This is a genomic window from Mesorhizobium sp. M1C.F.Ca.ET.210.01.1.1, assembly GCF_004791585.1.
GTDB lineage: Bacteria > Pseudomonadota > Alphaproteobacteria > Rhizobiales > Rhizobiaceae > Mesorhizobium.
The window spans coordinates 100,353-120,169 of the sequence record NZ_SRUU01000001.1 but is presented as its reverse complement, the minus strand read 5'-3'; the positions used below and the strand labels follow the sequence as shown (position 1 = coordinate 120,169).

Sequence of the window (19,817 nt, the reverse complement as noted above, 5' to 3'; positions counted from 1 at the left end):
GTTAACGGCCTCCGCGCACCCTGTGTGAAACCTCGTTTACAGGCTGTGAATTTTCGGTGCGCAAGCTGTGGATAACACCATATCTAGGGGTGAACAAAACAGGAAAATTTGTAGATCGCTGATTCGTCGCCGATTCGTTCCGGCTTTGGCCGAAAAGTTAACGCGCGGCGCCGGAAATGGCGCCGAAAAGGTTAACCGCAGTTAGGAAAGATCAACCATTTCATAACGTTGGCGACCAAGCCCAAGCCTGTCACGATCGTTCACCGGCAAAGGTTAATGACCCTTCGGAACTTGGCCGGGCAAAGCATGAAACGGCCAGCGCCTGGATTCAGCATGTGGTGAGACTCGTTGTCAAAAAATCCACATATAGCCGTGAACAAAACCTGAATCAGGCCGAGTCAGCGATTCGTCGCCGATTCGTTCCAGACTCGTTCCAACGGTTAATCAGCAGTGGGATTTTGACCATGCTTGTTGGCGCACCACCTCTCGATTGGAACATTCCGCTTTCGCTTCGCGTCTGAAATCCCTATGTGTCGCCTGTCACATGCGGCGGCGCCGCCATGCTTCAGACTAAAAGCGGCAGAAACCTTATTTCCGAGCCGATGAATATCCAGCCGAAACATTCCCAGCCGCTGATCCTCTCGGGCCGCGACGTGACGGCCGTGCTCGGCCCCACCAACACCGGCAAGACCCATCTCGCCATCGAGCGCATGGTGGCGCACGAGACCGGCATCATCGGCCTGCCGCTCAGGCTACTGGCGCGCGAGGTCTACACCCGAGTCTGCGAGAAGGTCGGCGCGCACAAGGTGGCGCTAATCACCGGCGAGGAGAAGATCCAGCCGGCGGGCGCAAGATATTCGGTCTGCACCGTCGAGGCGATGCCGCGCGAAACCGATGCGGCCTTCGTCGCCATCGACGAGGTGCAACTGGCCGGCGACCTGGAACGCGGCCACATCTTCACCGACCGCATCCTGCATCTGCGCGGCCGCCAGGAGACGCTGCTGCTCGGCGCCGCCACCATGCACGGCATCCTGCAGAAACTGCTGAAGGGCGTATCGGTGGTGACGCGGCCGCGGCTGTCGCACCTTGCCTATGCCGGCTCGAAGAAGCTCACCCGCCTGCCGCGGCGCACGGCGATCGTCGCCTTCTCCGCCGACGAGGTCTACGCCATCGCCGAGCTGATCCGCCGCCAGCAGGGTGGCGCGGCAGTCGTGCTCGGCGCGCTCTCGCCCCGCACCCGCAATGCCCAGGTGGAGATCTTCCAGTCGGGCGATGTCGACTATCTCGTCGCCACCGACGCCATCGGCATGGGGCTGAACCTGGACCTCGAGCATGTCGCGTTCGCCCAGAACCGCAAGTTTGACGGCTACCAGTACCGCAACCTGGCCGCGGCCGAGCTCGGCCAGATCGCCGGCCGCGCCGGCCGGCACCTGCGCGATGGCACCTTTGGCGTCACCGGCCAGGTCGATCCGTTCGACGAGGACCTGGTCAAGAAGATCGAGGGACACGATTTCGATCCGGTGAAGGTGCTGCAGTGGCGCACCGCCGATTTCGATTTCGCGAGCCTCGACGCGCTGAAGCGCTCCATCGAGACCAATGCTCCGGTCGAAGGGCTGACCCGGGCATTGCCGGCAGTCGACGCCCAGGCGCTTGAACATCTGTCGCGCGACGCGGACATCAGGACGCTCGCCACCGGCAGGGAGCGCGTGGCGCTGCTTTGGGAAGCCTGCGCGCTGCCCGACTACCGCAAGATCGCGCCCGCCCAGCATGCCGACCTCATCGCCTCGATCTACATGGACCTTGTACGCCATGGTCATGTCGATGAGAATTACATGGCCGAGCAGGTGCGGCGGGCCGACACGACGGACGGCGATATCGATACGCTGTCGCACCGGATCGCCCAGATACGCACCTGGACTTTCGTCTCCAACCGGCCGGGCTGGCTGGCCGATCAGCTACACTGGCAGGAAAAGACGCGCGAAATCGAAGACAGATTGTCGGATGCGCTGCATGAGCGGTTGACGAAACGCTTCGTAGACCGCAGGACTTCCGTCCTCATGCGGCGCCTTAGAGAAAATACCATGCCTGAAGCTGAAATCAGCCCAACCGGAACCGTCCTCGTCGAAGGCCATCATGTCGGCGAGTTGCAGGGATTCCGCTTCACCGCCGACCAGAGCGCCGGCGGCGAGGACGCCAAGGCGGTGCGCACCGCCGCCCAGAAGGCGCTGAGCACGGAGTTCGAGGCGCGGGCCGAGCGCTTCGCCGCCTGCGCCAACGGCGATCTGGCTTTGGGCTCGGACGGCATCCTGCGCTGGATCGGCGCCCCGATCGGCACGCTGGTGGCCGGCGACGAAGCGCTGAAGCCGCGCCTTGTTCTGCTTGCCGACGAGCAGCTCACCGGGCCGGCCCGCGACAAGGTCGCGGCGCGCGCCGAGCGTTTCGTCAATTTCCAGATCGAGTCGCTGCTGAAGCCGCTGGTCGATCTGAAGAACGCCGAGCAGCTTGCCGGCATCGCGCGCGGCATCGCCTTCCAGCTCGTCGAGCATTTCGGCCTCATCAACCGCCGCGATATCGCGGAAGAAATGAAGTCGCTCGACCAGGAAGGCCGCGCGGCGCTGCGTCGCCTCGGCGTGCGTTTCGGCGCCTACCACGTCTTCGTGCCGGCGCTGATCAAGCCGGCGCCCGCCGGGCTGGTGACGCTGCTCTGGGCGCTGACGACCGACGGCAAGGACAAGCCGGGCTTCGGCGACGTGGTGCATGCGCTCGCCTCTGGCCGCACGTCCGTGGTCATCGATCCGGCCTTCGACAAGACCTTCTACAAGCTCGCCGGCTATCGCAATCTCGGTCGCCGCGCTGTGCGCGTCGACATCCTCGAGCGGCTGGCCGACCTCATCCGCCCGGCAACCAACTGGAAGCCCGGCCTCGGCCAGCGGCCGGACGGCGCCTATGACGGCCACGCCTTCATGGTGACGCCGCCGATGATGTCGATCCTCGGCGCCACAGCCGACGACATGGAAGAGATCCTCAAAGGTCTCGGCTATCGCGCCGAACCGAAGCCGGCCGCCGAGGTGAAGGCCAAGCTCGACGCACTGGACAACGCCGCGCGCGAAGCCGCGGCCGCGAAGCTCGCCGCGGAAGCGGCCGAGGCAACAGCCGCGACTGCCGAGGTTTCGGAAACGGCAGACGAAGCGCAAACCACGGAAGCGGCGGTAGACGCCGGGACAGAGTCCGCTGCAGAGATTGGCGTAGAGCCGATGTCGGATGAGCAGCCCCAAACCGGGACTGTCGCGTCAGAGCCGGTGGCGGCCGAAGCTCCCACCTCCCCCTCGATGGGGAAGGTCGCGATGCGAAGCGACGCGGGTGGGGGTGAAAGCGCCAACGATGCGGATGGTACTGATAACGCCGGCGCTCCCCCCGCCCCGGCGCTGCGCGCCGACCCTCCCCACGAGGGAGAGGGTAACGCTACCGCCGCCGAGGTCCCCGCGGAGGCTGAAGAGCCGAAGCCGATCCTTTTGTGGCGGCAGGCCCGTTTCGATCATCAGCGGCCGCGCCATCGTCATGACAACCGCCGCGACAATCGTTCGCGCAACGGCCAGGCGGCGCGCGATGGCCAGGCAGGCGTCACGGCCGGCCAGGCCGGCGATCGGCCCGCCCAAGAGGGCCGCCGCGACCAGCGCGACGGCGCCGGCAAGCCGCGCTTCGATCGCTCGAAGTTCAAGCCGAGACCGGAACGCGAAGGCGGCGAGCGGCGCGAAGGCCGCCCGCAGGGCGAGCGTCCCGACCGCCGCGAGGGCCGGCCGGACTGGAAAGGCGGCAGGCAGGACGGCAAGGGCAATGCCTCCGCCGGCAAGCCGGCCTTCCAGGGCAAGCCGCGCGAGGAGCGCCCGCAGCGCTTCGACCCGGATTCGCCCTTCGCCAAGCTTGCCGCCTTGCGCGACCAGCTGAAGAAATAGCCTCGGCCGGTTGCGATGGTTGGAGAAGGCCGCCAGCGCATCGACAAATGGCTGTTCTTCTCGCGCGCGGTGAAATCGCGGTCGCTGGCGGCGAGGGTCGTCGTCGCCGGGCGCGTCCGCATCAATCGCGACAAAGCAGCGCAGGCCTCCGATCTGGTCAAGGCCGGCGACGTGCTGACCATCACGCTTGAAGGGCGCATCCTGGTCTGGAAGGTGCTTGGACCGGGAACCCGGCGCGGCCCGGCCGAGGAGGCGCGCCTGCTCTATGAGGACATGTCGCCGCCGCCGGCAGCGAAGGGCGAGGCCGTTCCGGACGCCATTCCGGCGCTGCGTGATGCCGGCAGCGGACGCCCGACCAAGCGGGAGCGCCGGCAAACTGACCGGCTGCTCGGCGAAGACTAAAAGACACGACTGAACCCCGTCGCGGCAGCCGGCTGGAATTCCATTCGGCGACGCCGGCACAGGCAGCAATCCCTGCCCTTGCAAGCGACGGACAAAGGCGTTACCTCACCTTGAAAGCACAGCAAAATCGGGATGTCCCGGAGCCCGCAATGACCTATGTCGTGACCGACAATTGCATAAAATGCAAATACATGGACTGCATCGAGGTCTGTCCGGTCGACTGTTTCTACGAAGGCGAGAACATGCTCGTCATCCACCCGGATGAGTGCATCGACTGCGGCGTCTGCGAGCCCGAATGCCCGGCCGACGCGATCAAGCCGGATACCGAGCCCGGGCTCGACAAGTGGTTGCAGGTCAACTCTGAATACGCCGAGAAATGGCCCAATATCACTGCCAAGAAGGAGCCGCCGGCCGACGCCAAGACCTTCGACGGCGAGACCGGAAAGTTCGAGAAATATTTCTCGGCCGAGCCTGGCGAAGGCGACTGACAGCTGAGCCGGCCAGGTCGGCATGACGCTGCGTAACACAGCCGAAACAATTGCTGTCTTGACAGCCAGCGAGGGCGCTTGGCGTTAGCGAACGCAGCAAAACCTTGATTCTTCCGACTTTTTGTGTTACATCAACCAAACATGCCGGTGACACAACGTCGATTTATGGCGCTAACGCCCCAAATCACTGAAAGGTGAGCTTCTCAAACCCCAACCAGAGCGATCTGGGGCAGGCGTTCGCATTCGTGCGGGTTGTCGGTCTCGGTTTTTCCGGCGGGTTCACCTGTTGTGCGGCTAACGGTCGGCCAACGCCGATCACGTGGGTTCAGCCGGCGCCGCCATGCCGGCGCTACAACTAAGGAGTTCAGGGCGTAATGGCAACGATCACCCCGCAGAAGAAGTCCAACGCGGCCCGTCACGGGTTCAAGACCGGCGAGTTCATCGTCTACCCGGCGCACGGCGTCGGCCAGATCGTGGCGATCGACGAGCAGGAAGTCGCGGGTCACAAGCTGGAGCTGTTCGTCATCGATTTCCAGAAGGACAAGATGCGGCTGAAGGTGCCGGTCGCCAAGGCGACCTCGATCGGCATGCGCAAGCTGTCGGAAGAGGACTATGTCGATCGCGCGCTGAAGGTCGTGCAGGGCCGCGCCCGCATCAAGCGCACCATGTGGTCGCGTCGCGCGCAGGAATATGACGCCAAGATCAATTCCGGCGACCTGATCTCGATCTCGGAAGTGGTGCGCGACCTCTACCGCGCCGACAACCAGCCGGAGCAGTCCTATTCCGAGCGCCAGCTCTACGAGGCCGCCCTCGACCGCATGGCCCGCGAGATCGCCGCCGTCAACCGCATGTCGGAGACGGAAGCCGTGCGCCTCATCGAGGTCAACCTCAACAAGGGCCCGAAGCGCGGCGCCAAAGCCGACAACGAGGAAGCCGAGCAGGAAGAAGCTGCCTGAGCTTTCGCTTACCGAATACGAAAAACCCGGCCTCGCGCCGGGTTTTTTGTTTCCGGCAATCTGACGGGATTACGTCCCGCCGCCGGCCTCCTTCTGCGCCTCTTCCTGCCGTAACGAGGCAATGAACCGCTTGGTCCGCTCGCGCTGCGGATTGTCGAACACGACCGAGGCCGGTCCCTCTTCGACGATGGCACCGGCATCGAGGAACACCACCTCCTGCGCGATCTTCGAAGCGAGCCGCAGGTCATGCGTGGCCATCACCATGGTGGTGCCTTCGCGGGCCAGCTGCCCCAGCACATCGACCACCTCCTGCGCCAGTTCCGGATCGAGCGCCGAGGTCGGCTCGTCGCAAAGCAGCACACGCGGCGACGGCGCCAGCGCCCTGGCGATCGCCACGCGCTGCTGCTGGCCGCCGGACAGCGTCGCCGGCCAGGCATCGGCCTTGTGCGCCATGCCGACCTTTTCGAGCAGGGCAAGCGCACGTTCCCGCGCTCTCGGCCGCGGCCATTTCAGCACCGTCACCAGCCCTTCCATGACGTTCTCGATCGCGGTGCGGTGCGGAAAGAGCTGGAAGTTCTGGAACACCATGCCGGTCTGCAGGCGCACGCGTTGGACATCCGCCGCCGGCACCCTGCCGCCTGGCCGGAACGCAAGCGTCTCATCGCCGATGCGCAACGTGCCGGAGGTCGGTATCTCGAGGAGGTTGATGCAGCGCAGAAGCGTGCTTTTTCCCCCGCCCGAAGGGCCGACCAGCGCCGTGACGCTGCCTTCGTCGATGCTGACGGTGACACCCTTCAGGACAAGGTTGTCGCCGAAGCGCTTCTCGATGTCGGTGAGGCCGATCATGCGTTGGCCTCCAGGAAGCCGCCATAGCGGTTGAGCCGCACCTCCAGCCGCGCCTGCAGCGCCGACAGCACCGAGCTCATCGCCAGGTAGAGCGCGGCCGCCTCGACATAGAGGATCAGCGGCTCATAGGTGGTGGCGACAATACGCTGCGCGGCCTGGAACATTTCCGGCACGGTGATGGCCGCGGCGAGCGAGGTGTCCTTGACCAGCGAGATGAAGGTGTTGGAGAGCGGCGGCACCGCGACGCGGCCGGCTTGCGGCAGGACGGTGCGCCGCATCGCCTGGCTCCAGGTCATGCCGATCGAATAGGAGGCTTCCCACTGCCCCTTCGGCACCGAGCCGATGACGGCGCGGATGATCTCCGAGGTATAGGCGCCGATGTTGAGCGTGAAGCCGATCAACGCGGCGGGAAAGGCATCAAGCAGGATGCCGACCGACGGCAGGCCGTAGAAGATCAGGAAGAGCTGCACCAGGAGCGGCGTGCCGCGAAAGATCCAGACGTAGAAGCGCACCAGCGCGACCAGCGGCTTGGGGCCGAACAGCCGGATCAGCGCCGTGACCAGCCCGGCGATGAGCCCAAGCGCGAAGGACAGCAGCGTCAGCGGCACGGTGAAGATCAGCGCCGCCCACAGCAGCGTCGGCAGTGACTCCAGCATCAGTTGCAACCAGTGCGGCACGGAGCCTTCTCCTTTGCGGATGCTGCGACCGCCTCTGGCCGGCCTTGGCAACGACTATCATGCAAAGACCGGCGGGCCGTCAAAAGACGACCCGCCGGGCTTCAAACGGACCGACGGTAGGACTTACTGCGAAACGTCCTGGCCGAAATAGGTGTCGGCGATCTTCTTGTAGGTGCCGTCAGCCTTTATGTCGGCCAGCGCCTTGTTGATCGCCGCCACCAGTTCCGGATCGCCCTTGCGCACGATGACGCCGGAATAGTCGGCATTCTCTTCCTGCGCGGCGATCTTCACATTGGCGTCGGGCTTGTGCTTCTTGAAGTCGAGGAAGGACAGGCTGTCATTGATGGTGGCGTCGGCGCGGCCGGTCAGCAGCAGCTGGATCGACTGGTCGAAGCCGTCAGTGCCGACCAGTTCGGCGCCGTTCTTCTCGGCGAGCTTGCCGAAGTTTGAGGTCAGCGACTGCGCCGATTTCTTACCCTTGAGGTCGGCGAAGGTCTTGATGTCGGCGTTGTCGCCGCGAACGATCAGCACCGCCTTGGACGCGATGTAGGGATCGGAGAAATCATACTTGGCCTTGCGGGCATCGGTGATGCCTACCTCGTTGATGACGGCGTCGTAGCGGTTGGCGTCGAGGCCGGCGATCAGGCCGTCCCACTTGCCTTCGAGGAACTCGGCCTTGACGCCGAGCTTCTCGGCGATCGCCTTGGCGATCTCGACATCGAAGCCAACCAGCGCCCCGGATTCGTCATGATAGGTGAAGGGCGCGTAGGTGCCCTCCGTGCCGACCTTGATGACGCCTGCCTGCTTGATCTGGTCGAGATTGGCGCCGGCATGTCCGGCGGTGATCGCCAGAGCCTGCAGCGTCCCGGCGACGAGGAGCGATTTGAGCCATTTCATTTTTCTGTGATCCCGTTTTGACCGGTGTCCCGGCGCGCTGTGAGAGCCGGAAACTGACAGATAGATGTCCGCGAATTAAGGAACCAGATTTCAAAAATCGGCTCATCCAGAAATCGGGTACTCAAGGTCGATGCAAATCACGGCAGGCAAGCGGTATGGAACGATAACAAGCCCGTGCTGGCGCGCAGCATGCGCGCCACCGCCGCTACGGAACCATCCATGCGCCTGACACGTTGCAAGCTGTTGTAGGGCGCGGCAGCGTCTTTTCAACCGTCATCAGCGCGCAACGATCGCCAGGGGAGCTAGCATGATCGAGGATGTGGCAGGACGAACACTGGTCCGGGCGGCAATGAAGGCTCCCTATCTCGAGCGCGAGGAGGAGCACCTCCTGGCCATACGCTGGAGGGAAAAGCACGACCAGGACGCGCTGCACCTGATCACCGTCGCCCATATGCGCCTGGTGATTTCCATGGCCTCGAAATTCCGCCACTACGGCCTGCCGCTCGGCGACCTTATCCAGGAAGGCCATGTCGGCCTGCTGGAGGCGGCGGCCCGCTTCGAACCCGCGCGTGAAGTACGCTTTTCCACTTATGCCACCTGGTGGATCCGCGCCTCGATGCAGGACTACATCCTGCGCAACTGGTCGATCGTGCGCGGCGGCACGAGCTCGGCGCAGAAGGCGCTGTTCTTCAACCTGCGGCGGTTGCGAGCGCGGCTCGCAAACGGCGCCGAGCCGATTTCCAATGCCTCGCTCTATCGCGAGGTATCGGCCGCGCTCGGCGTGCCGGAAGCCGACGTGGCGATGATGGATTCGCGCCTTTCAGCTCCAGACAGCTCGCTCAACACCCCGCTCGCGGACGAGAACGGCGCCGCCGAACGGATGGATTTCCTGGTCTCGGAGGACCCGCTTCCCGACGAGGTGGTGGGCGAGACGATCGACGTCGAGCGCCGCGCGGTCTGGCTGAGGAGCGCGCTCGGCGCGCTCAACGCCCGCGAGCTCAGGATCATCGAGGAGCGCCGGCTGAGCGACGACGGCGCCACCTTGGAATCGCTCGGCGCAGCGCTCGGCATCTCCAAGGAACGCGTCCGTCAGATCGAAGCGCGCGCCATGGAAAAGCTGAAGGTGGCATTGGTTAAACAGAATCCCGAATTCCTGGCCGAGGCCGCCTGAGCAACAACTTGAAGTTGCTTGTGTAAAATAGATATCTAATAAAAATAGAATAGCTCATTTCACAACAGCCTTTCTTCTTTTCCATATCAGCGTATTGTGAATTCTTTAACAGACCCGCGCGCCGCAACTGGTCTTTTGTGAATCCGACAGACCATAGCGGATGGGGGACTTGCCATGCTGCGATGCTGCGCCTTCTTTGCAGCCTTGATCCTCGTGGGCTTCACGACGCTCGAGGCTCATGCCGATGGCAGGGTTGCCCTTGTGATCGGCAATTCCGAATATCGCAATATTCCGGCCCTCAAGAATCCGGACACGGACGCCGAGAATGTCTCAAAGACATTGCGGCTGGCTGGCTTCAATGTGTTCGTTGCCAAGGACGTGACAAAGCTCCAGTTCGAGGAGAAGTTCCGCAACTATCTCGCCGCGGTCGACGGCGCGGATCTGGCCGTCGTCTATTATTCCGGCCACGGCTTTCAGATCGGCGGCGAGAATTTCCTCATCCCGGTCGATGCCTCGCTGAAAGATGCGGCCGACATCGAGGTCCAGGCGATCAAACTGGACGACGTGCTGGAGCAACTGCGCTCGAAGTCGAAGATCCAGGTGATTATTCTCGATGCCTGCCGCAACAATCCGTTCCCGCGCAAGGATTACTGGCTGCGCGACCAGTTGATCGTCTCCGGCGATACCGGCCTTGCACAGGTGAAAAGCTCGCTGAACACGCTAATTGCCTTCGCCACCGAACCTGGAGCGGTCGCCTATGACGGCACTGGTGCCCTCAGTCCATTCTCGTCCGCCTTCTCCCGCCGCGCGCTGGCGCCGAACCAGGAGATCCGCGCGGTCATGGCGGCCGTTCGCCGGGATGTCGTGAAAGCGACCAATGGCAAGCAGGTTCCGTGGGAGAATTCCTCGCTGGTCGACGACGTGGTGCTGATGCGCAACGATGAGCCCGAGGGTCAGCAGGTCATGGTCGAGCAGACGCAGCCGGCGTCGGAGCGCGGGCTCCATATCACCGGCGCCGCCGAAGCCATCGACAACCACGGCGTCAGCATCCCGGTCGGTGTCGGCCCGGTGCCTCTGAAGCTGGATTTCCCGACCAACGACCCCGCGGTCAGCCTGAAGCTCGCAAGCTATCCGGCTACGGGCACGCTGTCGCTGCCGGATCGGACCTTGTCTCCCGAATCAAGCCTGATGGCCGATGATGTCGACCATTTGCGCTACGAACCCCAGATCGGCTCGGCGGCTCCCGTCGAGGTCGGCTTTCAGATCAGTGCTGGCAAGGCGTCCAAGCGGGCGACGATGAAGCTGTCGCCAAGCGTCGACCCCTGCGATCAGGCGGCGGGCGCGCCGCTCGACCTGCAAGGCGTCGCCCCCGGCCGGCAGCCGAATGAGATCGGCGGCGGGGCCGTCGAAGCCTGCGAGACAGCCGTGAAAACCTATCCCGATGTCACCCGTTTCCGCTACGAGCTCGGGCGGGCGCTGCTGGCGTCCGGCAAGGTCGACGAGGCCAGGAAAGCCATCCAGGAGGCTGCCGACAAAGGGCATGTCCGGGCCGTTTTCGAGCTCGGCTACATCGCGGCGTCCGGAACAGGGACCGCCGTCGATCCGACGAAAGCCAGCAGCCTCTATTCGCAAGCGTCCGACAAGGGCGACCCCTACGCCATGGCCGCCTGGGGACGCGCCCTGTTCGACGGTATCGGCGTCCAGCCCGATACCGGCAAGGGATTGGACCTGCTGCTCAAGGCGGCGGCTATGGGGCATATCAACGCCATGAACGATCTCGCGGTGATCTTCCAGGAAGGCCGCAACGGGGTGCCTGCCGATCCGGCCCGCGCTTTGGCTTTCCTCAGGGCCGGCATCGAGCGGCAAGGCGTGTATTCCATGAGCATTCTCGGTCTTCCCGCCCGCAGCGCCTTACCGGTCGCGGTGTGCAAGCCCAAGGTCGTGCGGAAGATCATTACGAAGATAAAGGTTGTCAAAATACCCACGCCGCCACCGGTCACCGAAATACCGGTCAAGCCGAAACAGAACGACACCTGGCCTGCGCCATGGCGCGGCAGTGACGGCGATCACGATCGCCCGTCTCGCCCCAGCGGCGGCGACAGCGGCGACTCCGGCGGCGATGTCGGCGCCCCTGAAACCGATAACACCGGCACCCCTGAAGGTGGCAGCACCGGTACCTCTGATACCGGCAGCACCGTCGGCTCTGACACCGGCAGCATCGGGCTCTTCTGACAGATAGCAGCAGCGATGGCATGCCTGGACCGGCCGAACGGAAGCCGCATGAGCGCGGACCCCCTCCTATTTGTCGGTGACGATCTTGACCTTGTCGCCGGTCGACACCGTCGCGCCCGGCGACATCGCGTTCAGCACGCGGAAGAGATCGAGCTTGCGGTCGACCCCGACCATCTGGGCCGCGAGCGTGCCCATGTTCTGGCCGGGCTGCACTGTAACCACCCTGATGTGCAGCGGCTTGAGTGCCGCCTTCTCGGCCGCGCTCAACGTGCGGAAGGAGCCGCTGACCGAGCGCGCGACCGGCTCCAGCGCTGTGCTGGCCGAAGGGGCGGCGGTGAGCAGCCGGTAGACCTGCCCGCCGGAGCGGATCACCGCGATATCGAATTGCCAACCTTGCGCGCTGGCATGCGCCATCGCCGCCTCGTTGCCGTTGACCGTTTCCTGGCGCACGCTTGCATCGTCCAGCCCGGCGACCCAGCCGCTGCGGATGTAATCGGTCAGCGACACCGACTTATTGATCGCCACGCCGTCGAAGCGGATGGCGATGTCGCCAGGTCCGGTCGCTGTCACAGCCGCCGCCGAGTTGTCGATGACGAAGCCGTCCGGCACCGAGAACGACACGCCGAGGCCTGGATGCATGAAGGTCTGGCCGCGCACATAGCCCTCTTCCGGCGTATCGCCGTAGAGCAGGCCGTCTATGCCGGCGAGGAAGGCGTCGCGATCGCGCGTGCCGACGCCCGGCGGCCCGAAGTTGCGGGCCAGCCGCTGCGCCAGATCAATGCGCTGCGGCGTGTTGGGGTGCGTGGCCAGGAAGTCGAGGCTGGCATCGGTGGCGCCGCTCACCGAACGGAAATCGGTATAGGCCGACATCGACTGCAGGAAGCGGCCAGCCGCGTAAGGGTCGTAGCCCGCCTCGCCGATCGACTTGATGCCGATGGCGTCGGCCTGCAGTTCCTGGTTGCGCGAGAACTGCGCCAGCTTCAGCTTGCCGCGGATGAGCGCCGCCTTGGCGGTCGGGCTGTCGCCGAGCACGTCGGAGACGACCTTGGTCGCCAGGCCCTCTTCGGCCTCGAGCTGCTGCCGTTGCAGGCCGTGATTCGCGGTGACGTGGCCCATCTCATGCGCAATGACGGCAGCAAGTTCGGAGGAATCATTGGCCAGCGCCAGCAGTCCGCGCGTGACATAGAGATAGCCGCCAGGCAGCGCGAAGGCGTTGACGTTGGGCGAATTGAGAATGGTGATGCGATAGGTCTGGGTCGGGTTGGCCGACACCACCGTCAGATTGCCGACGACCTTGGCCACCATGCGCTCGAGCTTCGGATCGGAATATTCGCCGCCATAGGTGGCAAGAATCCGCGGATGCTGCGCCTTCGCCATCTCGGCGAGCTTGGCGTTGGCGACGACATTGTCGACGGTGATCGGCTTGTCGGACGGTTGGAAGCCGGATTCCTGCACGTCCGGCGGCGTAAACATTTGGCAGCTCGCCAGCGCCACGACGAAGCTGGCCAACGCGAAAAATCGCGCCAGCGGCTTCGTCCAGACTCTACCGATGCCGGTCGACAGATCGGCTTCCTTTCCAAATTCTCGGCAAATCACGGCCCACCCGGACCAGCGTGGCCGGACCTAGCCACACTCCCCCGGACAAGGCAAGCAAACGCCGCATCGCACGTTGACGGTTTGGGCGTAAATTATGTCCGCTTCCGGGCAATATGTTGTGATCCGGCAACGCTGTCGCCTCGATCGCCGATATAGCGCCGGAAGGCGTCCGGTCCAGAGCGGTCGAAGAAGTCGGCGGCCGGGCCGGTTGCCGCGACCCTGCCCTCGTCCACGAACGCGATCTCCTCGCCGATGCGGCGCGCGTCCTCCGGCTGGTGGGTGACGAAAAGCACCGTCATCCGCCGCTCGGCATGGATGCCGGCGACCAGATCGAGCATGTCGTCGCGCAGCGCCGGACCGAGTGAGGCGAAGGGTTCGTCGAGCAGCAGCACCGGCCGGTCGCGCAGCAGCACACGCGCCAGCGCGACGCGCTGCCGTTCGCCGCCGGAAAGCTCGCGCGGCAGGCGGCTTGCCTTGCCGGAGAGGCCGACGCACGCCAGCGCTTCCGCGACCGCCTGGCGGTCGGCGGAGGTGAGCTTGAGCGATGGCGAGCGGCCGAGCCCGACATTGCCCTCCACCGACAGATGGGCAAACAGATTGTTCTCCTGGAACACCATCGACACCGGCCGCGCTGAAGGCGGCACCTTGCCGACATCGATCCCTCCGATCAGCACCTTGCCCGCACTGGGGGCTTCGAAGCCGGCGATCAGATTGAGCAGCGTCGACTTGCCCGACCCGCTCGGCCCCATGATGGCGGTGATCCTGCCGGCAGCGAATTCGGCGTCGAAGCGGAACGACGCCTCGCCATAGCTGAACGAAACGTCGTCCAGCGTGACAGCCAGCGCCTTCCGTGCCGTGATCGCTGTCATGCCTTTGCTTCCCGCCCCAGCCAATCAGCGGCGGCCACCAGCATCAGGCAGACGAGGCCCAGCAGCAAGGCCAGCCCCGCGGCGTCGGCGGTGCGGTAGCTGCCCATGCGCGCGAGCAGAAGATAGGGCAAGGTCTGCACCGAGTCGCTGCCGAACAGCGCGATCACGCCGAGATCGCCGAGCGACAGCGCCATGGCGAAGGCAAAGCCGGTGGCCAAAGGCCGCCGGAGCGACGGCCAGTCGACCAGGCGCAGCCGGTTCCAGCCGGAGATGCCGAGCGCCAGGCAAAGCCGCTCATGACGCTCGCTTGCTGCATCGTAAGCCGGGCGGACGGCGCGGATGGCGAACGGCATCGCCATAACCGCATTGACGGCGACGACCATGACGGGGGCGATGGCGAACACATCCGTGACGCCGCGCAAAGCCAGGAACCACCCTGCGCCGACCACGATCGGCGGCACGACCAGCACGAAACCGGCGCCGGTGTCGGCGGCATGTTCGAGCAGCGACATGGCGCTGCCCGCGCGGCGCCGCAAGGCCAGCGCGCGCCGGGCCGCGATGAGCGAGAGCGACAGCGTCACCGAAAGCAGCGCCGAAAGGAAGGAGAGCCCGGTGCTGGTGAGCGTCGCCTGGCGCACGGCCCCCTCGCCGGCCAGCCGGCCAAGATCGGCTTGCAGCCCGGCCAGCACGGTGGCCGCCATCGGCCCGGCGACGAACAGCAAGGCAAGCGCGATCAGGCCGGCGTTCAGCACGGTTTCGACCTTGCCCGCCGAAAGATGGCGGCGCGGCGCCACCTGCAGATTGGCATCGCCAACGGTGTTGGCGCCAAGCCGTGCCAGCGCAGCGATCACGACAAGGGTGAGGACGATCTGCAGCAGCGTCAGTGCCACCGCCCGCGCGGGATCGAAATCGAAGCGCAGCGCCTGATAGATGGCAACCTCCAGCGTCGCCGCCGCCGGTCCTCCGCCAAGCGTCAGCACGATGGTGAAGGAGGTGATGCAGAGCATGAAGACCAGCCCAGCGACGCCAGGCAATGCCGCGCGCAGCGCCGGCCATTCGATCAGCCGGAACGCGGGCGCGGCACTCATGCCGAGCTGGCTCGCCAGCCGCCACTGGTCGGCCGGCACGGTGCCGAGCGCCTCCAGGAACAGGCGCGTGGCCAAAGGCAGGTTGAAGAAAACATGTGCGACCAGGATGCCGGACAGGCCGTAAATGCCGGGCCATTCCCCGCCGCCGAGGCCGCCGAGGACGCCGGCAAAATAGCCGGCGTGGCCGTAAAGCGCCAACACGCCGAGGGCGGCGACGATGGCCGGCAGCGCCAGCGGCACGGCGAAGAGCTGCAGGATCAGGCGACGCCCGGGAAAGCCCGGATGCCTGGACAAGGCGCGCGCCACCAGCAGTGCCGGCGCGACCGACAACAGCGTCGACAGCAACGCCTGCCAGAGCGTGAAGCGGGCGACGCGCAAGAGGTAGCCGTCGAAGGCAGCGATAGCGCCGGACGGGTCGTGCGCGCCTTCGAGGATGAGCCCGGCGAACGCGCCGCCGATGAGCAAGGCTATTGCCGCCAGCGCGACGATGCCGGCGGTTACGCGGGGGTCAGAGCGCGGCGCGGGCTGCACGCTGCACCTTCTCGGTTAGCGATAGGCTGAAGATTAGGGAACGTCGCGCTCCTTCGCGCCCCCCTCTGTCCTGCCGGACATCTCCCCCACGAGGGGGGAGATCGGCAGCTTTGACGCCTCGCCCAGTCCTGCAACGCTGGCGATTGGCGAAATCGCCGACGACAGCCAATCTTCCCCCTCGTGGGGGGTGAGGAGTGGTCCGCGCAGCGGACGGGAAGCCAATTGCTTGGCTTTCCGAATGACGAACGCCCGGAGCGGCAGCGAAGGGCCGGGCCCGGCAGGACGGAGGGGGGCGCCGTAGAGCATTCATCTTTCAAGAACTAGCCAGACCTACTTGCTCATCACCGCCAGCCACTCGTCCACCCAGGCCTTGCGGTTGGCCGCGACCTCTTCCGGGCTGAACAGCAAGGTCTTGGTCGGCTTCACCAGTCTGTCGAAGGCCGGGTTGAGCGGCTTTTCGGTCTTGCCGGCCGGGAACATCCAGTTGGTCTCGGGGATGACGTCCTGGAATTTCGGCCCGGTCATAAAGGCGATGAACTTTTGCGCCAGCGGGTTCTTCGCGCCAGTGGTGGTGATGCCGGCGACCTCGATCTGCAGATACTCGCCCTCGTCGAATGAGGCTGCCTGATAGCGCTCGGTGTTCTCGGCCACCATGTGGTAGGCCGGCGAGGTGGTGTAGGAGAGCACCATCGGCGCTTCACCCTTGGTGAACAGACCATAGGCCTCGCTCCAGCCCGGCGTCACGGTGAGCACCCTGGATTTGAGCTTGGCCCAGGCTTCCGGCGCCTTGTCGCCATAGACCGACTTCACCCAGAGCAACAGGCCGAGGCCCGGCGTAGAGGTGCGCGGATCCTGGATGACGATCTTGTCGGTGCCAGCGCCCTCGACCAGCTCCTTCAGGCTTTTCGGCGGCGTTTTCAGCTTCTCGGTGTCGTAGACGACGGCGAAATAGCCGTAATCGAAGGGCACGAAAGTGTCGTCCTTCCAGCCGCCGGGCACATCGATGCCGGACACGTCGCCATGTGGCGCGAACAGCCCGCTTGCCTTGGCATCCGCCGTCAGGTTGGTGTCGAGCCCAAGCACGATGTCGGCCTTGGTGCCGGCGCCCTCGGGCTTGACGCGGTTGAGCAGCGCCACGCCGTCGGCGACCGAGACGAATTCGAGATCGCAGCCGCACTCGGCCTCGAATTCCTTCTTCACCGCCGGGCCGGGACCCCAGTCGGCGGTGAAGCTTTCATAGGTGTAGACGGTGAGCTTTTCCTTCGCTTCGGCGGGTCCAACGCCTGCCAGTAGCGAAACAACGCCCGTTGCGACGATAAGCTGGGACAATAGTGAGCGCATCGGCGCCTCCTTCGTTCGTGTTAAGGAATTGAGGCGTCGGATGGTCCGAAACGTCTAATCCCTCCGCCGGTACAAACCGGATCAGGTTCAGCGGGTTGGCTTTTCGCCTCTCAGCCGGTTCGCGAAGTCAGCGTCCGGCACCCCGTTAGAGCGTTTCGAGACATAGGCCCGGCCAAAGTGCCGTGCAAGCGGAAGTTTGCTGGGCATCTGATGTTTCGCGTGCCTCGGACGTGATGTGCGGCAGCCGCCGGCTTCCGTTTCGCGGGCGGGGCTGGTAAGGGCGACGCCCATGGGCACATTCACCATCCTGCTTGGCGGCGACCTCGTCCGCACGCCTCGCCTCGATCGCCAGATCGAAGGCTCGCGCGTCATCGCCGCCGATGCCGGCATCGGCCATGCCCGCATGCTTGGCCTCGTCCCGGAGCTCTGGGTCGGCGACTTCGACTCGGTGCCGGCAAACCTGCCGGATGATCTCGCCGCCGTGCCGCGCAAGATTTTTCCGGCCGAGAAGGACATGACCGATGGGGAACTCGCCATCGCCGAAGCGCTCGCGCGCGGCGCCACCAGCCTGGTGCTGGCGGGTGCCTTCGGCGGCAAGCGCGCCGACCATGCCTTCCTGCATCAGGCACTCAGCCTAAGGCTGGCCGAGGCGGGCACGACGGTGCTGCTGACCAGCGGCGCCCAGGAAGGCGTGCCCATCCTGCCCGGCCGGGCCAAGTTCGACTACGCCGACGGCACTCTGTTCTCGGTGCTCGGCTTGTCCGAACTCGCCGGCCTGACGGTCACCGGCGCTAAATGGCCGCTCGATCGTGTCGAGGTGGCGTTCGGCTCCTCGCTCACCATATCAAACGAGGTCAAGGGCCGGCTCGGGATCGCGCTTGAGCGCGGCAAGGCCCTGCTTCTGGCCCACCCCTATCCTCTTCCCGAAAGCTGACATGGCCCCGCCACTCCTCAATCTCGACGGCATTAAACTGACCTTCGGCGGCACGCCGCTGCTCGACGGCGCCGCGCTCAGCGCTTCCGCCGGCGAGAAGATCGCGCTGGTCGGCCGCAACGGCTCTGGCAAGTCGACGCTGCTCAAGATCGCCGCCGGACTGATCGAGCCGCAGGATGGCGAAGTGTTTCGCCAGCCATCGGCGACGGTTCGCTACCTGCCGCAGATGCCGGACATGGATGGCTTCGCCAGCGTGCGCGCCTATGTCGAGGCTGGCCTTGGGCCAGCCGACGACCCGCATCGCGCCACCTATCTGATGGAACATCTCGGGCTTACCGGCGGGGAGCGGCCGAACGACCTTTCCGGCGGCGAGGCGCGCCGCGCCGCCCTTGCCCGCGCGATGGCGCCGGAACCCGACATCCTGCTGCTCGACGAGCCGACCAACCATCTCGACCTGTCGGTCATCGAATGGCTGGAAGAGGAGCTTTCCCGCACCTCGTCCGCCGTCATCCTGATCTCGCACGATCGCCGCTTTCTCGAGCGCGTCTCGCGCGCCACGGTCTGGCTCGATCGCGGCCAGACGCGGCGGCTGGACAAGGGTTTCGCGCATTTCGAGGAATGGCGCGACCAGGTGCTGGAAGAGGAAGAGCGCGAGCAGCACAAGCTCGGCCGCCAGATCGTGCGCGAGGAGCACTGGCTGCGCTATGGCGTGACGGCCAGGCGCAAGCGCAACATGCGCCGCCTCGGCGAACTGCAGGCCATGCGCCAGCGCTTCCGCAGCCATCGCGGCGCCGAGGGCACCGCCACCATGGTGGCGAGCGACGCCGCCGAATCCGGCAAGCTGGTGATCGAGGCCAAGAGCATCGAGAAGAGTTTTGGCGACCTCACCGTGGTCAAGGGCTTTTCGACCCGCATCCAGCGCGGCGATCGGGTCGGGCTTGTCGGTCCGAACGGCGCCGGCAAGACGACGCTCTTGAAAATGCTGACCGGCGAGCTTGCGCCGGACGCGGGCGCCGTGCGGCTTGGTGTCAACCTGGAGATCGCGACTCTCGACCAGAAGCGCGAGGCCATCGACCCGCAGGAGACGCTGGCGCATTATCTCACCGACGGTCGCGGCGAGAACCTTCTGGTCAATGGCGAGCAGCGCCACGTCGTCTCCTATATGAAGGATTTTCTGTTCAAGGCGGAGCAGGCGCGCACGCCCGTGCGCGAGCTTTCGGGCGGCGAGCGGGCGCGGCTGCTGCTGGCCCGCGTGCTGGCGCGGCCGGCGAACCTTCTGGTGCTCGATGAGCCGACCAACGACCTCGACATGGAGACGCTGGAGCTTCTGCAGGAGCTGGTCGCCGGTTTCGCCGGGACGGTGATCCTCGTCAGCCACGACCGCGATTTCCTCGACCGCACCGTCACCAGCGTGATCGCGCCAGACGGCGGCGGGCGTTGGATCGAATATGCCGGCGGCTATTCCGACATGCTGGCGCAGCGCGGCGGCTCGAGGCTTGAGGAGCGCAAGGCAAGGCGGAAGGTCGAGACAGCTGATGCGGGCGCTGCGCCGAAGGCTGAGCAGGCCGCCTCAAAGGGTCCGGCAAAGAAACTCTCGTTCAAGCAGAAATTCGCGCTGGAATCCCTGCCGAAGAAGATCGAGGCGGTGACGGCCTCGATCTCTCGGCTGGAGAACAACATCGCCGACCCGTCCTTTTACGAGCGCGACCCGGTTTCCTTCCAGAAGACCATCGCAGCGCTCGACAAGGAGCGCACGACGCTGGCCGCGCTTGAGGAGGAATGGCTGGAACTGGAAATGCTGCGCGAGGAGATGGAGGGCTAGGCTGCGACGGCGTC

General features: G+C 65.2%; 15 protein-coding genes and 1 riboswitch. Of the genes, 8 read left to right on the top strand and 7 right to left on the bottom strand.

The genetic code is table 11. From position 1 onward, the window contains the following. Positions 1-602 precede the first annotated feature (602 nt). The 4 genes from EN853_RS00600 (at position 603) to EN853_RS00585 (ending at position 5,799) form a co-directional block, all read left to right on the top strand. Positions 603-3,953 carry a helicase-related protein gene (locus EN853_RS00600; protein ID WP_127857617.1) on the top strand — a complete coding sequence of 1,117 codons (3,351 nt, stop codon included), beginning with the start codon at positions 603-605 and terminating at the stop codon, positions 3,951-3,953. A gap of 15 nt (positions 3,954-3,968) precedes the next feature. After that, positions 3,969-4,355 carry an RNA-binding S4 domain-containing protein gene (locus EN853_RS00595; RefSeq protein ID WP_127857351.1) on the top strand — a complete coding sequence of 129 codons (387 nt, stop codon included), beginning with the start codon at positions 3,969-3,971 and terminating at the stop codon, positions 4,353-4,355. Positions 4,356-4,504: 149 nt separating this feature from the next. Next, positions 4,505-4,843, top strand: a complete 339-nt coding sequence (gene fdxA, locus EN853_RS00590) for a ferredoxin FdxA (protein ID WP_126087145.1) — start codon at positions 4,505-4,507, stop codon at positions 4,841-4,843. A gap of 374 nt (positions 4,844-5,217) precedes the next feature. After that, positions 5,218-5,799 (top strand): CarD family transcriptional regulator, encoded by a 582-nt coding sequence (locus tag EN853_RS00585; RefSeq protein WP_040991750.1) that lies wholly within the window; start codon positions 5,218-5,220, stop codon positions 5,797-5,799. 69 nt (positions 5,800-5,868) lie between these two features. On the opposite strand, the gene EN853_RS00580 is transcribed toward EN853_RS00585, so the two are convergent. The 3 genes from EN853_RS00580 to EN853_RS00570 all read right to left on the bottom strand — a co-directional run bounded on the left by EN853_RS00580 (position 5,869) and on the right by EN853_RS00570 (position 8,219). Then, a complete protein-coding gene (locus tag EN853_RS00580) occupies positions 5,869-6,645 on the bottom strand; it encodes an amino acid ABC transporter ATP-binding protein (RefSeq protein ID WP_127857350.1) in 777 nt (258 codons plus the stop codon). Next, a complete protein-coding gene (locus EN853_RS00575; protein WP_127857349.1) occupies positions 6,642-7,322 on the bottom strand; it encodes an ABC transporter permease subunit in 681 nt (226 codons plus the stop codon). Before EN853_RS00575 ends, EN853_RS00580 begins: the two co-directional genes overlap by 4 nt. A 123-nt stretch (positions 7,323-7,445) precedes the next feature. Then, on the bottom strand, positions 7,446-8,219 hold the full coding sequence (locus EN853_RS00570) for an amino acid ABC transporter substrate-binding protein (RefSeq protein ID WP_127857348.1): 774 nt from the start codon (positions 8,217-8,219) through the stop codon (positions 7,446-7,448). Positions 8,220-8,526: 307 nt separating this feature from the next. On the opposite strand from EN853_RS00570, the gene EN853_RS00565 reads away from it, so the two are divergent. Together EN853_RS00565 and EN853_RS00560 are read left to right on the top strand one after the other, a co-directional pair. Next, on the top strand, positions 8,527-9,390 hold the full coding sequence (locus EN853_RS00565; RefSeq protein ID WP_127857347.1) for an RNA polymerase factor sigma-32: 864 nt from the start codon (positions 8,527-8,529) through the stop codon (positions 9,388-9,390). Positions 9,391-9,564: 174 nt separating this feature from the next. Next, positions 9,565-11,622: a caspase family protein gene (locus tag EN853_RS00560; RefSeq protein ID WP_210234787.1), complete on the top strand. Its 2,058-nt coding sequence runs from the start codon at positions 9,565-9,567 to the stop codon at positions 11,620-11,622. Between the two features lie 66 nt (positions 11,623-11,688). On the opposite strand, the gene EN853_RS00555 is transcribed toward EN853_RS00560, so the two are convergent. The 4 genes from EN853_RS00555 to thiB all read right to left on the bottom strand — a co-directional run bounded on the left by EN853_RS00555 (position 11,689) and on the right by thiB (position 17,047). Further along, positions 11,689-13,095, bottom strand: coding sequence for a M48 family metalloprotease (locus EN853_RS00555; RefSeq protein ID WP_245516784.1), 1,407 nt, complete (start codon positions 13,093-13,095; stop codon positions 11,689-11,691). A 215-nt stretch (positions 13,096-13,310) separates the two neighbouring features. Next, positions 13,311-14,087, bottom strand: coding sequence for a thiamine ABC transporter ATP-binding protein (gene thiQ, locus EN853_RS00550; RefSeq protein ID WP_127857346.1), 777 nt, complete (start codon positions 14,085-14,087; stop codon positions 13,311-13,313). After that, entirely contained in the window at positions 14,084-15,706 is a 1,623-nt protein-coding gene (gene thiP, locus EN853_RS00545) for a thiamine/thiamine pyrophosphate ABC transporter permease (RefSeq protein WP_127857345.1), read from the bottom strand. Before thiP ends, thiQ begins: the two co-directional genes overlap by 4 nt. A gap of 330 nt (positions 15,707-16,036) precedes the next feature. Continuing rightward, a complete protein-coding gene (gene thiB / locus EN853_RS00535; RefSeq protein ID WP_127857344.1) occupies positions 16,037-17,047 on the bottom strand; it encodes a thiamine ABC transporter substrate binding subunit in 1,011 nt (336 codons plus the stop codon). Positions 17,048-17,088: 41 nt separating this feature from the next. Continuing rightward, a riboswitch (TPP riboswitch) is annotated at positions 17,089-17,202 on the bottom strand. Between the two features lie 134 nt (positions 17,203-17,336). Between thiB and EN853_RS00530 the strand changes: the two genes are divergently transcribed. Beyond that, on the top strand, positions 17,337-17,981 hold the full coding sequence (locus EN853_RS00530; RefSeq protein ID WP_127857343.1) for a thiamine diphosphokinase: 645 nt from the start codon (positions 17,337-17,339) through the stop codon (positions 17,979-17,981). A gap of 1 nt (position 17,982) precedes the next feature. Then, positions 17,983-19,803, top strand: coding sequence for an ABC-F family ATP-binding cassette domain-containing protein (locus tag EN853_RS00525; protein WP_127857342.1), 1,821 nt, complete (start codon positions 17,983-17,985; stop codon positions 19,801-19,803). The last annotated feature ends 14 nt before the right edge of the window (positions 19,804-19,817 follow it).